Annotated in this window: 10 protein-coding genes, 1 pseudogene and 2 riboswitches; of the genes and pseudogenes, 4 read left to right on the forward strand and 7 right to left on the reverse strand. The window is 55.8% G+C overall.

Annotated features, from left to right (window positions below; translation table 11 throughout):
• Positions 1–87: 87 nt before the first annotated feature.
• The 3 genes and pseudogenes from AH68_RS06255 to AH68_RS06265 all read left to right on the forward strand — a co-directional run bounded on the left by AH68_RS06255 (position 88) and on the right by AH68_RS06265 (position 3,776).
• Positions 88–2,307, forward strand: a complete 2,220-nt coding sequence (locus AH68_RS06255) for a hypothetical protein (RefSeq protein WP_395947789.1) — start codon at positions 88–90, stop codon at positions 2,305–2,307.
• A gap of 31 nt (positions 2,308–2,338) precedes the next feature.
• A pseudogene (locus tag AH68_RS06260) lies at positions 2,339–2,866 on the forward strand (aryl-sulfate sulfotransferase); the annotation flags it as partial.
• A gap of 109 nt (positions 2,867–2,975) precedes the next feature.
• Positions 2,976–3,776, forward strand: a complete 801-nt coding sequence (locus tag AH68_RS06265) for an ATP-binding cassette domain-containing protein (protein WP_039198609.1) — start codon at positions 2,976–2,978, stop codon at positions 3,774–3,776.
• Between the two features lie 71 nt (positions 3,777–3,847).
• On the opposite strand, the gene AH68_RS06270 is transcribed toward AH68_RS06265, so the two are convergent.
• The 3 genes from AH68_RS06270 to AH68_RS06280 all read right to left on the reverse strand — a co-directional run bounded on the left by AH68_RS06270 (position 3,848) and on the right by AH68_RS06280 (position 7,195).
• The gene (locus AH68_RS06270; protein WP_039199924.1) at positions 3,848–5,011 is read right to left on the reverse strand and encodes a pyridoxal phosphate-dependent aminotransferase; all 1,164 of its coding nucleotides are present in this window, start codon (positions 5,009–5,011) and stop codon (positions 3,848–3,850) included.
• Positions 5,012–5,170: 159 nt separating this feature from the next.
• Complete coding sequence (gene ppgK / locus AH68_RS06275) at positions 5,171–5,938, reverse strand: polyphosphate--glucose phosphotransferase (protein WP_039198611.1); 768 nt, start codon at positions 5,936–5,938, stop codon at positions 5,171–5,173.
• Positions 5,939–6,181: 243 nt separating this feature from the next.
• The gene (locus AH68_RS06280; RefSeq protein ID WP_039198613.1) at positions 6,182–7,195 is read right to left on the reverse strand and encodes a glycosyltransferase family 2 protein; all 1,014 of its coding nucleotides are present in this window, start codon (positions 7,193–7,195) and stop codon (positions 6,182–6,184) included.
• A 116-nt stretch (positions 7,196–7,311) separates the two neighbouring features.
• A riboswitch (TPP riboswitch) is annotated at positions 7,312–7,422 on the forward strand.
• Here AH68_RS06280 and tenA point away from each other — a divergent pair.
• Positions 7,415–8,182 carry a thiaminase II gene (gene tenA / locus AH68_RS06285; protein ID WP_003834566.1) on the forward strand — a complete coding sequence of 256 codons (768 nt, stop codon included), beginning with the start codon at positions 7,415–7,417 and terminating at the stop codon, positions 8,180–8,182. (Overlaps the previous riboswitch by 8 nt.)
• 125 nt (positions 8,183–8,307) lie before the next feature.
• Here the strand turns inward: tenA and AH68_RS06290 are convergent, their stop codons facing one another.
• The 4 genes from AH68_RS06290 to AH68_RS06300 all read right to left on the reverse strand — a co-directional run bounded on the left by AH68_RS06290 (position 8,308) and on the right by AH68_RS06300 (position 11,915).
• A complete protein-coding gene (locus AH68_RS06290) occupies positions 8,308–8,613 on the reverse strand; it encodes a YhbY family RNA-binding protein (protein WP_033501017.1) in 306 nt (101 codons plus the stop codon).
• A gap of 66 nt (positions 8,614–8,679) precedes the next feature.
• Positions 8,680–8,811: a hypothetical protein gene (locus tag AH68_RS11180; protein ID WP_268871187.1), complete on the reverse strand. Its 132-nt coding sequence runs from the start codon at positions 8,809–8,811 to the stop codon at positions 8,680–8,682.
• Positions 8,805–11,189, reverse strand: a complete 2,385-nt coding sequence (locus AH68_RS06295; protein ID WP_144245766.1) for an energy-coupling factor transporter ATPase — start codon at positions 11,187–11,189, stop codon at positions 8,805–8,807. Before AH68_RS06295 ends, AH68_RS11180 begins: the two co-directional genes overlap by 7 nt.
• 81 nt (positions 11,190–11,270) lie before the next feature.
• Positions 11,271–11,915, reverse strand: coding sequence for an ECF transporter S component (locus AH68_RS06300; protein WP_148307230.1), 645 nt, complete (start codon positions 11,913–11,915; stop codon positions 11,271–11,273).
• Positions 11,900–12,052: riboswitch (FMN riboswitch) on the reverse strand. (Overlaps the previous gene by 16 nt.)
• Positions 12,053–12,143: the final 91 nt, after the last annotated feature.

Genomic DNA, 12,143 nt, shown 5'->3' on the forward strand with positions numbered 1-12,143 from the left:
GTTGAGCATGGTCCGTCCTTGGTGTGGATGGTGTGCTGATGACGATGCTGGTGTGAGGTGTGACATGTGGGCTATTCTTTCAATTCAATGCGACATGCAGCCTTTAGAATAATATTTGTGAGTTTGTCGAAACAGCGTTTTCAGGCGCGTCATTGTGTGCGCGCAGCTATTGTAGCCGCTTTTGTTGTGGTGGTGTTGGTTGAGTGCGTGTTGTGTAATGTGCCTTTTTTCCGATCGTTGGCGGCGTCGGGTGATTCGGCGGCTGCGTATAACACGTTGGGGCCGGGGCTTGAGCGTCGTGATGATGGGTTGTTGGAGGTTACTGATCCGACGCAGGCGTATTTGCAGGTGTTGGCGGATGGTTCGTCGGATTATGTGCGTGTTGTTCCTGTGTCTGATGAGGTGTTGCAGGGGGCTGAGCAGCAGGGTGAGCGCGTGGTGCGTACGGTGCGCGTGCGTCCTGATGCTGATCGTAGGGCGTGCGAGCTTACTTCAGTGTCGTTGGATTCGTCTCGTTCGTTATATGTAAGGGCTGCGGCTGGTCGTACGGTGCGTGTGCAGGTGGTGGAGCCGAAGGGGTCTTTGATTCCGTTTGAGGCAGTGCGTGCGAATGTGCGTGTGCCTTTTTCGGTGAGTCCGCTGCGCGTGGCGTTGTTGGTGTTGGCGATGGTGTTGGTGGCGTTGTGGCGCCCTGGTTCGCGTTTGTGGAAGGTGCCGTTGGATACGTCGAGTGCGCGTCAGCGCGTGGCGTTGGGTGTGTTGCTGGCGGTTCCGGGAGTGGTGACCGCAGCGGTGGTGGTGTGGCAGTTGGTGTCTGCCGTGCCATTGAGCTTTCATACGGACGGCATGTATACGTATGATTACGATCAGTATGATCATGTGGCTCGGGCGTTGCTTGATGGTCATGCGTGGCTTGATTTGGATGTGCCCCAGGGGCTGCGTGATGCGGATAATCCGTATGACGTGGCAACCCGGCAGCAGTTGCTTGCCGATGGCGTAAGTCCTGTGTATTGGGATTATGCGTTTTTCAATGGGCGTTGGTATTCATATTTTGGTGTGGTGCCGGCGTTGCTGTTGTTTGTGCCGTATCGTGCGGTGACGTCATTGTGGGTTGACGGTGGTCTGATGATGCCGTCGGGCGCTGCGGTGCCGTTGCTGATGTTTGGTTTTTTGGTGTTCACGTGCCTGTTGACGATTCGTGTAATCAAGCGTGTGCGTCCGCATGTTTCGGTGGCTGCGGTCAGCATGTTGTGCGTGTTTGTGTTGTTGGCGTCGAACGCTTCGTATTTGTGGTATCGGACGAATTTCTATTCGGTGCCGATCGCAGCGTCTTTGTTGTTGAGCACGTTGGGCTTGTGGCTGTGGTTGGGGGCCGAACGTCCGTCCACGACCGACGCTGGCGAGGATGGCAAGGCGAATGCGGCCGGATCGTTGTCGCTGCCTCATTTGGCTGCCGGTTCGGTGTGCATTGCCGCGAATGTGGGTTGTCGTCCGTCGTTTGTGGTGGTGGCGTTCGCCGCGTTCCCTTTGTTCTGGCCGCAGATTCGTGCGATTGCCAAAAAGTTGCGTGATGGCGCGTTCACTTCTGGCGCGCATGGGCACACCTGCGCCATGTTGCACGCGTTGCGTGCGCCTTTGGCCGTGCTGGTGCCCGCTTTGGTTGTGGTGGTGCCGTTGTTCGTCTATAACATGGTGCGTTTCTCCTCGCCATTCGATTTCGGTTCGTCGTATCAGCTGACAGTCACAGATATGACGAGCTACCATCAATCATGGTCGAATTTCATTTGGACGGTCGCATACTATCTGTTTTTGCCGTTGCGTTGGACGAATATGTTCCCGTTCCTTGCCGTCGACCCCTCCCCGTTGAAGGATTGGGGGTTCACGGAGGCGATGCCTGGAGGCCTGTTCGTCATGGCGCCTCTCGCATTGGCTTCGCTGGCATGTCCATTCCTGCGCCAACATATGCGCGCTCGTGATCATGCCGGTATGTGGCGCACGCTGACGACGTTCCTGCTGTTGGGTTTGCTGATTGTGGCGCTTGACGCGCGGCTGGGTGGTCTTGGGTGGCGTTACATCGCCGATTTCGGTTGGCTGTTCGCATTGGCTTCGTTGCCTCTGCTGCTCATTGCGTTGGATTGCGACCGTCCGCAGCTGTGCTGGCTGTTGCGTATCCTAGTGTTGGCGCTGCTGCTGTTCATGTTGGCGGTGACGGTATTGTCGTTGCTCCTATATGGTCGCGACGACGAGCTGATACGCAATAATCCCGGTTTGTTCCATGACGTGCAGTCGTGGTTCACCCTGATATGAGGCACGGCGTTTTCAGGGTTATTTCAGGGTTCTATTACGACATGATTACGCGATGGACGCCAATGGAGACATCGTGCTGTTGGCCACCGAGATGAACCGCGACGACAATGCCGTGCAAGATCAGGTCATCAAGCTCAGCACATCCACCGGTAGTGTGACCCGCTTGGTGGATTTCGGCGAACTGTTCGCCGACTATAAGGCCTTCACCACGCATGCGGGAACCGACGAGTCGGATTCGAGCTCCCAGAATCGTTGGGATTGGCTGCACTGCAACACCATCCAACTGTTAGATGATGGTTCCGCGTTGTTCTCCGCACGCGAAACATCCACCATCATCAAAGTGGATGATCTGGAATCAGATCCGACGCTCGACTATATGCTCGGTGAGCCGTCCGTGTGGTCAGGCACCGATGAGGCCAGCAGCTTCCTGACGAAAGACGGAGATTTTTCCGATACCGGCGGACAGCATTCCATCACATACGTCGCCGATGATTCGCTGCCTGACGGCCAGTATTACCTGTACATGTTCGATAACAATTTCGGCACTTCGCTGACGCGTAAGCATTCGCGAATCTTGATGGGGCTGGAATCTGAACTCCTTGTGGGGGTTTGGGTTTCCGGCCTCGTTTCGTATGCGGCAGGTTCGGCGCGCCCGTACAATGGGCAGCATGGGTTTTTTCGATTCGTTGTTTTCATCCAAGCGTCCCGAAGGGGCGCGTGATGTCACGTTCACGCTTGACCAGGCCGGCCACACGTATGAGGATGGCAATGTCGGCTTGAAGCCGACGTCGTTGACGATCACTCCGGAAAGCAAGCGTGTGGCCGTAATCGGGTTGAATGGTTCCGGTAAGACCACGTTGTTGCAGTTGTTGGATGGCGCGTTGGCCGCGACGTCCGGCTCAGTGCGCATCGACGCAGATGGCGTTGCATACGATCCGTCGGTGAAGCGTGATCTGAAACGTATCGAATCGATAATCGGTCGTGTTCGCCGCGAGGAGATTCCGAATAGTTATTACAAGGCGGATTCCATCCGTGAGGCGATTGATGAGCCGTTGAAGAAGCATAAGGTGCCGGAAAGCGAACGCCAGGCGATTATCGGCAATCTGTTCGCGCATTTCGATTTGACTGCGGTCGCGCGCGAGCCTGCTTCCGCATTGGATAGCGAGAAGCGCCATCTGCTGGCGATTGCTTCCGCATTGAGCTTCTCTCCCGCAGCGATCGTTGCCGACGAGCCGACCAAGGGTTTGGATGAGGTGGCGTCCGCGCATGTGGCGAGGGCCTTGTTCAGTTACGACAAGCAAGTGGTGTTCGCCACGCATGACACGGAACTGATCACACGCGCGGAATATGCGATCGACCGCACACTGGTGGTCGACGACCATCAGGTGGTGTTCGACGGTGGCCCACATGAGGCCGTCGCCTTTTACACAGATCTAATCCGAGCCAAATACGAGGCCGCCAAAGCCTGATTCATATTCCGATCGATTCGTATTGGCGTCGCTGTACCGTCATTGGCGTTAATTGCGGCACAGGGCACGATTCAAGCGATCATTGTGTTGACGGTGTCAAGCACGACTTGCACATTATGCCGGAATTCGTCAGATTCCGGCAGCAGCGAAATCGCAAGATAGCCGTTCGACGTCATATCAAAGAAGTAGCCGGGTTGGCCTGAAATTCCATGGCGTTCGATCATGTCCAACACCAGCTCGTTCTCGTCAAGTACGCTCGGCACGCGCAACAGCACGTTCCATCCACCCTCAGCACGCAATACGCTGACCATGCCGTTTTCGTCGGCGTCCAGCATGGCATGCAATGCGGTGAGATTAGCTTGCACGCGGTTTTTTACGCGCGTAGTCTGCGCTGGAGCCGCCTGCAGCATGAGGGGGATCTGTTTGGCGATGATTTCGCTCATCGGCAGATAGTCGTCGGCGATCACGTCGAGCCTGTGCCTGGCTTCTTCCACCTCTCCTGCCGGGCCGGATACTTGGATCCAACCGACTTTGGCGTGCGGCGCGGCCAACGTTTTCGAAAACCCGTCCAACGCGAAGGTCAATGCACCCTTCTCTCCCGCAAGACGCGCATTGCCTTCGAATGGTTCCAGATCGTAGTCGTAGAACACCTCGTCGGCGATGATGGCCACCTCATGGTCGTGGCAAAGCCGCACGATGGCTTCACGTTCCGACGGTTTGACATATGAACCAGTCGGATTATTGGGGTTAATGAGCACCAGTGCGCGGATGCGTTCGCCTTCTTCACTTTCAAGTGCTTCGCGTAGTTCGGCCACATCGATGTACCAGGATCCGTCGAATCGCTGCTGGTATTCGATCATATCAATGCATTCGAGACGTGCGATCGATTCGATGAGCGGATAGCCGGGTTTCGGTGCGAGCACGGCATCGCCGGTGTCGCACAGGAGTTTGATCAGCCACGAGTACGCTTCGGACGTTGAGCTCAGTATGTACAGGTCTTCGACGGCAACATCATTGCCTTGCCCTTGAAGGAATGCGGCCAGCGCTTCGCGTGCATACCGTTGGCCGCGTGGCTCAGCGCCATATATGTCTGGCAGAAGTTCCGGCGCGAGCGCATGCTTGGTTGGATTGGAGTCGTTGAGTTTGCCAAGCGTGATGCCATTTGTTTTGGCTTCCGCTTCCGCTTTGGCGATGGGATTGGGCTCGCTGATATCGACTCTGGAGGAAAAACGCATGGTCTCCACCATACTCCTTGGGTTGCGCAAGTTGCTGCGTCAATCAAGATGGCATGCCTTCGCTTCACAAATGTTGACGGAATAAGCGAGAGCCGTCCGACGATGAAATCGGACGGCTCTCGCTTATACGAAGGTTGGGAACCTTAATGGTTCACGGCATCACTTCTGCTTGGTGCTTGCGTAGTACGCGGCACCGATGATGCCAGCCTCATTGTGCAACTTAGCTGCGACGATCGGGGTCTTAATGTCGATGTACGGCAGGAACTTCTCAGACACACGAGACACGCCGCCGCCGACGACGAACAGCTGCGGATCCAAGTAGAACTCCACCAGGGAATAGTACTTGGTCAGTCGCTTGGCCCACTTCTTGTAGCCCATATCAAGCTTCTCACGGATGGAGGATGCCGCGTACTTTTCGGCGTCGCCCTTGCCCTTGAGCAGTTCCAGGTGGCCAAGCTCGGTGTTCGGGATGAGTTCGCCGTTGAAGATCAGCGCCGTGCCGATACCGGTACCCAGCGTGGTTGCCACGACCAGACCATCCTGACCCTTGGCCGCGCCGAACTGCTGTTCTGCAAGGCCTGCCGCGTCAGCGTCGTTCACCACGGTGACGGGGCGTCCGCAAGCTTCGGAGAACACTTCGGTGACGTCCACGCCGACCCAGGACTGGTCCAGGTTGGCCATGTAGCCGAGCTTCTCGCCCACGTGGATCGGCGCTGGGAAAGCGATGCCGACCGGAGCGGATTCGGGAACCTCGAAATGCTCGAGCTGCTGGCGAACGATTTCACCAACGGCCTTCGGAGTGGAAACTTCCGGAGTAAGGATCTTCAGACGCGGTTCGGCAAACTCGCCCTTTTCGAGGTTAACCGGGGCTGCCTTAATGCCGGAGCCGCCAATGTCAACGCCAAACGCCTGTGCAGTTTCAATCATCTTCGACCTCTCCTATCAAGGTACATAGTGGGTGTTATCGAACCGGTAAGCGCCATAGTAACTCGCCCCATGCCCCAAAACGCGCCGGAAAAGAATAAATGGTGAATACGATTGCATAATTTTTCGCAATGAAATGATTCATTCTGCAACTTTTTTCTGCAAACGATTCGCCCCACGTCAACTCAGCGTATCGACATGGGGCGAATCGTAAGAAGATGACCGTCTGAAAACGGTGCAACCGCATCACTTGAGCGGCGGCATCGGCTTCCAATCCGGATCATGCAGCAGCTTGCGAGAATCCCACCAACCCTTGGCGATCTGCACCAAGCCGGTCTTCACATGCTCTCGGTCCACCATCACCAGACGGATGACTTCCTTGGCGACGGTCAGCAGCGTACCCAGACCGAACATCAACGGACGGTAGTCGCCGAACGCCATGAAATAGCGCGCCATGTAGCCTCGGTTCCGCATGATGTGGTAACGGTTCATGTCAGAGGTGGAGTTGAGCTGGCGCACGCCGGCGATATCCCAATTGCCGATTTCACGAGTGCGGCGCAGGATCACGTCGGGCACCACGATCGGGTTGGTGACTTTGCTGGCGCGGTAGCCGTACATCGTGTCGTCCCAGTAGATGAAGAAACGCGGATCCGGCAAGCCGATCTGTTCGACGATGTTGCGGCGGAACAGACCCCCCTCGAAGCACAGGGTGTCCATCACGCGGTAGCCGGGGCGTCCGAATGCGGCCGGAGCGATCGGATTGGGGATGCCGAGGGGAATGATGAAATCGTATTGCCAGTAGAACGGGCCGCCGTCATAGTCGTATCGGCTGCCTTGGATCACATCATGGCTGCCGGTCCACTTGGCGAGTCGTTCGATGGCTTCGGGCATCACGGCCACATCGTCGTCCATCACCCAGAACCATTCGGATCCCAGCTCATATGCCTTCTTCACACCTGCGGAGAATCCGCCTGCGCCGCCGAGGTTGTCGGATTGAGGCGCATACACCACGCGACTTTCGTTGCCCGACTGGTCGGCGATGGTATTGCCCCACTGCGCGGTGACCGCTTCACGGAAATCGCCGACCATGCCTTGGGTCGCATCGCTGTGCTCGTTGTCAACGACGACGATACGCCATGGTGCCACAGTGAGTTTTTCGATGGATTCGAACAGGGTGGCGAGCAGCTGCTGACGCTTGTATGTCACCACGACGATAGCCAGCTTTTCGATGGTGTTCTTCGCAACTTGCTTTTCAGTCATACGTTCTATTCTTGCACTCGCCCTCAACCGAACATCGCCTGTGTTCGCATCATGCGGCACGATTCCATTCGGCGGACAGGCTCTTGCACATTTCGGACGGCTTTGCCATAATGTACGGCGTAATGCAGGGGAACCCGTGTTTGTCGGGTTGAGATAGGCCAAGTGAGGCCTGAACCCTTTGAACCTGATGGTTAATACCAGCGTAGGGAGGCATGTCTAATGACTGCTGTGACATCAACAACCAATTTCGATTATGAGTTCGACGCCGCCAAAGGCATCCAACGCAACAATCTTCCTCCGTTCGCGCAGCGCATGCGCAAGGCTGCTGACCTGGTTTGGGAGGAAGGCTACCAGCAGCCGTTCATCCGCGAGCTTGGCGAAGGCACACTGCAACGCGAGCGTTTCGCCTTCTATCTGCTGCAGGATTTTCGTTATGTGAACGATTACGCCAGAGTACACGCTTTGGGATTAGCCAAGGCCACCGACCCTGAAATCATGGCGTTCATGCTCAAGGTGCAGAACGGCGCCCTGCAGGTCGAGACCGAAGTACACCGCTCCTACTTGGCCAGCTATGGCATCACCGAAGAGCAGATGAACAATGTGCGCCAGTCGGCCTTCGCGCGTGCCTATACGTCGAATATCCTTTCCATCGCCTATGGCAAGGATATTCTCGACATTCTTGTGGCCGTGCTGCCGTGCGCCTGGGTGTATGCGGATTATGGTTACCGTCTTGCTGCCGAGTTTGCCGACACGCTTGACGACAATCCGTACAAAAGTTGGGTCGACATGTATAAGACCGACGAGTTCTGGCAGGATTCCGTGTGGCTGCTCGAACATATCGAGAAACTGGTAGCCGACGCGAGCGAGGAGCGCAAGCGCGAGCTGATTGACATTTTCGTGACCGGCGTGGAGAACGAGTACATGTTCTGGGCCAGCGCGTACGACATGCAGTACACGTGGAAGCCCGAATGGAATCAGGAGCGCTGACACCGCTCCATCGCATGTTTTTCTGACTTCCGATTGTTTATTTTCATTGCAATAGGGCGGGTGCCTTCCGATTGGTTTTCAGAAAGCACCCGCCCTGTTATGTTTGGTCGCGTCAGTTTCCCGCTTTATTCGCGTACGAGACGAATATGCTCCACGTCATCGCGATGGGAGCGGCGATAGAGCACGAAACGGTTGCCGATAACCTGTACGAGTTCCGCGTTCAGTTCTTCGGCCAGCCCTTCGCCCGCTTCCTTGGCAGTCAGTCCGGATCCGTCGAGCACGGAGCATTTGATAAGCTCACGCTTTTCAATGGTCTCGTCCGCCTGCTTGATAGCGGTTTCGCTCAAATCGTTCTTGCCGACCTGGATGAGCGGATTGAGCTTGGTAGCCAGGCCACGCAGCTGCTTGACCTGCTTCTTGGTTAATGCCATAACTTGTTCCATTCCTATCTATGGTGCTTGCTCAAGAGTAGCGTGAGGGCAGTAAAATCTTGCATATCACTCCCCCGCGCCTTTGATGGCGTTCACACCGTTTTCGATGTTCTTGCGCGTGTTCAGACGTGTCTCTTCGGCGGTTTCGCTTTCCAATGCGATCAGTGGAGCGCCATGCCCGTCCGGAATGCTCAGCATAGTCCAGCGATCAGGGCCAATGCGGCAATGTACGACACACTCACACCGACTACGGCGATGTCATGTTTGGCGATCCGCATGATTCGCCAGTGCGTGCGCATGATGCCTTCCTCGTAGCATCGTGCGTCGAGTGCGAGGCTGAGATTATCGGCATGACGTATCGCTCCTGCGAATACCGGAATGATAATGGCGGTCATCGCTTTGATCCGCTGTACGAATGTTCCTGTTTCGATGCTGCCGCCTCGGGCTGATTGCGCATCCACAATGGCTTTCGCTTCGCCTCCTAACGTGGGCAGGAACCGCAATGCGAGGCTCATCACCAACGCGATCTCCTGCGCATGTATGCCGAATTTTACGAAAGGTTTGAGCAACGCTTCGAATGCGTCGGTAATGGCCGTGGGAGTGGTCGTGGCAAGGAATACCGCTCCGATGATAATGACCGCAACGAATCTGCAGGCGTACAGTATAGCGATACGCACACCGTCGTCGGTGATTGGAATCGGTCCGATGTTCGTAAGAACATTGCCGGATCGTACGAAGAACACATTGAGCAGTCCGCAGAACACGAACAATGCAAGGAACATGTGAATCGATTTGAACAGTTGTTTCACGCCGATGCCTGATGTCGCAACGATCATGCCGGTCAACAGTGCGGCCACCAGTAACTGCCAGAAGGAGCGGATGGCGAATGCGGAGAACATGACCGCCAACGCGCTCACCATCTTCACGCGCGGGTCAAGCCGTTCCATAAAACTGCGGTTTTCACGGACGTCTCCCTTTGCATGTCCGGAGCCAAGCGTGTGCAGATTCTTCGAACCTGCCGTTTCGGAAGTGGCATCAGTTCCGATATCTCGAGTGACGTCATTACTGTTTTGTCTGCGATCAAGCGCGATCACCCGATCGGCGAGCACGTCGATTTCCGTTTGCGAATGGGAAATGATGAGTATGGTAACGCCTTGTGCGTGGAGGGTTTGGATGAGATTGTGCACGCGGGCTGTAGCCGCCTCGTCAAGTCCTGCGGTCGGCTCGTCCATAATAAGGATCTGCGGTTGGCATGCGATGATGCCCGCTATGGCGGCAAGTCGTTGTTGTCCGCCGGAAAGGTCGAATGGCGAACGATCGGCAAGATGTTCGATATGCAGCAGCGTCATGGCTTGATTGACGCGTTCGGATACCTGTGTTTCGTCAAGATGTTGGTTGCGTGGTCCGTATGCGATATCCTCGGCTACGGTTTCGGCGAAAAGCTGACGTTCGGGATGTTGCATGACGTAGCCGATGGTGGCGCGCAGTTTCTCGCGGTCCGCACGTTTGAGCGACTGCATATTGCCGTTGGCGAGTTGGCGTGCGACGGGAATGGTATTGATGGTGATGTTGCCGGATTGCGGCTGGTCAAGCGCGCAGAGAAGACGCGCGAGGGTGGTTTTGCCTGCACCGTTATGCCCTGTGATGGCCACGGTTTCGCCCGCATTGATGGTTATGGAAAGCTTATCGAACACAGGCTCGTTACTGTTTGGATATTGGTATGTCAGATTATGGATTTCAATGATTGGTACAGTTGATGTTGGCTTCGAAGCGTCATCTGCGATATTGGATTTGGCAATTGGGTTGTCTTCTTGCGCTGTGTCTGATTCATCCATTTCCGGAATACTTGCAGTATTACCGCGAGCGCTTTGCGCGATACGCCCGTTATTCAGGCGAATGATGCGGTCGGCATTGACGAATTCGTCACGATGGTGGGTGACGAGAATGATGGTTGTGCCATGCTGCTGCAATTCATCAAGAATATGCATGATGTCGGCACGGCCTTGCGGATCGAGCATGGCGGTAGGCTCGTCGAGCACGAGGATTTCGGGACTCATGGCAAGCATGCCGGCGATGGCGACGCGCTGCTGTTGGCCTCCGCTCATTCGCGTGGGATCGGCTTCTCGTTGTTCGCTCATGTCTACTGCATCAAGTGACATGGCGATACGCATATCGACATCATCATGCGCAATGGCGAGGTTTTCCGGACCGAAGGCAACATCATCCTCGGTGATGGTGGTGACGATCTGATCTTCCGGATGTTGGAAAACCGCCCCGATACCATGCCGGGCGCTGCGGTAAGCGTCAGCGTGCGCGCCGGCGTCATCGAATACGTTGTGTCCCAACAGCGTGACATGTCCGGCATCGGGTGCGGCAAGCCCTGCGATGATGCGCGAAAGCGTGGATTTGCCCGATCCGTTTGGTCCTGCCAAGCATACACGTTCTCCTTGGCGGATGGTCAGGTTCACACCGTCGAGCGCCCAGGTCGCGCCGGCGTCATATGTGAAACGAATATCACGTAATTCGACCGCAATGGTGTTCGTGTCGCTGTCAGGGTTCATGGAATCGTCTTTCATAAACGAAAGGAACCTTCCATCCATACGTCGAAAGGTTCCTTCCTATTCATCAATATGCGAAATCGATATGGTGAACGAGACTCAGCGGTTCAACAGGTTGGAGATCGGCTTGTAGATCAGGAAGGTGACCACGCCATGGATGGTGAATTTCAACGCGTTGAACGGCAGAAGCGCCGGCACGATCAATGCCACGACCTGTGCGGTGGTCATGTGCGCGTAGAACGGTGTGACGATCATATTGCCCACAATCGCCACCGCCAAAGCTGCGATCGCACCGACGATGATACCGATGACCGCGCCTTTGCGGGTCTTGTTCCTACGATAGATCAGTGCTGCCGGCACGGATAATGCCAAAGCCACGAGCACGGCCATAAGCGTGCCCCATGGGTTGGTAAACAGGTGCGGCAGGAAACCAAGCACGCTGACGATTACCGCCGCCGCTGGCCCGTAGGCGAAACCTGCCACCAGGCTGACAATGCCGGATGGATCATATTTCAGCCATTCAACGCCTGGCACAATGGGAAATTCCACAAAGCTGACGGCCATCGACAGCGCCACGAACAGCGCATACATGGCGATGCGTTTGGTGGACCAGCGTCCAGAGTCGGCCACGCCTGTGGAATGCGCGTTGTCGGGACGCGTCATGCTTTCGCTGGCGATTTCGGCGTCGTTGTTTTGGGTATTGTTTGGTGAGGATACACTCATGTTGAGCCCCGTTTCTTCCATCCGGACTTTGACCGTTGGCCCCGGATTCTCACCGGATCAGCCGCTTTCGCGGGTCGCGGGCTTCGGCATGGGACCGTTATGAACGCCAGTCGTACCGTTACCGCCAGTAAGGATTTTCACCTTCCCTGAAACTTGCACGATTATGTATACGCCTATCGTCGGAAATATGCAAATCGCGTCTCACTGGCGTCTATTATCAGCAGGCATTATCTTTAATCCGGAAACCAT

It is taken from the genome of Bifidobacterium catenulatum PV20-2, from assembly GCF_000800455.1.
Classification (GTDB): Bacteria; Actinomycetota; Actinomycetes; order Actinomycetales; family Bifidobacteriaceae; genus Bifidobacterium; species Bifidobacterium kashiwanohense_A.

What these genes read in the sequence shown, in the direction of transcription:
- AH68_RS06255 (WP_395947789.1), top strand. Translation starts at nt 88, where the DNA reads ATGCGACATGCAGCCTTTAGAATAATATTTGTGAGTTTGTCGAAACAG.
- AH68_RS06265 (WP_039198609.1), top strand. Translation starts at nt 2,976, where the DNA reads ATGGGTTTTTTCGATTCGTTGTTTTCATCCAAGCGTCCCGAAGGGGCG.
- AH68_RS06270 (WP_039199924.1), bottom strand. Translation starts at nt 5,011, where the DNA reads ATGCGTTTTTCCTCCAGAGTCGATATCAGCGAGCCCAATCCCATCGCC.
- ppgK (WP_039198611.1), bottom strand. Translation starts at nt 5,938, where the DNA reads ATGATTGAAACTGCACAGGCGTTTGGCGTTGACATTGGCGGCTCCGGC.
- AH68_RS06280 (WP_039198613.1), bottom strand. Translation starts at nt 7,195, where the DNA reads ATGACTGAAAAGCAAGTTGCGAAGAACACCATCGAAAAGCTGGCTATC.
- tenA (WP_003834566.1), top strand. Translation starts at nt 7,415, where the DNA reads ATGACTGCTGTGACATCAACAACCAATTTCGATTATGAGTTCGACGCC.
- AH68_RS06290 (WP_033501017.1), bottom strand. Translation starts at nt 8,613, where the DNA reads ATGGCATTAACCAAGAAGCAGGTCAAGCAGCTGCGTGGCCTGGCTACC.
- AH68_RS11180 (WP_268871187.1), bottom strand. Translation starts at nt 8,811, where the DNA reads ATGCTGAGCATTCCGGACGGGCATGGCGCTCCACTGATCGCATTGGAA.
- AH68_RS06295 (WP_144245766.1), bottom strand. Translation starts at nt 11,189, where the DNA reads ATGAAAGACGATTCCATGAACCCTGACAGCGACACGAACACCATTGCG.
- AH68_RS06300 (WP_148307230.1), bottom strand. Translation starts at nt 11,915, where the DNA reads ATGGAAGAAACGGGGCTCAACATGAGTGTATCCTCACCAAACAATACC.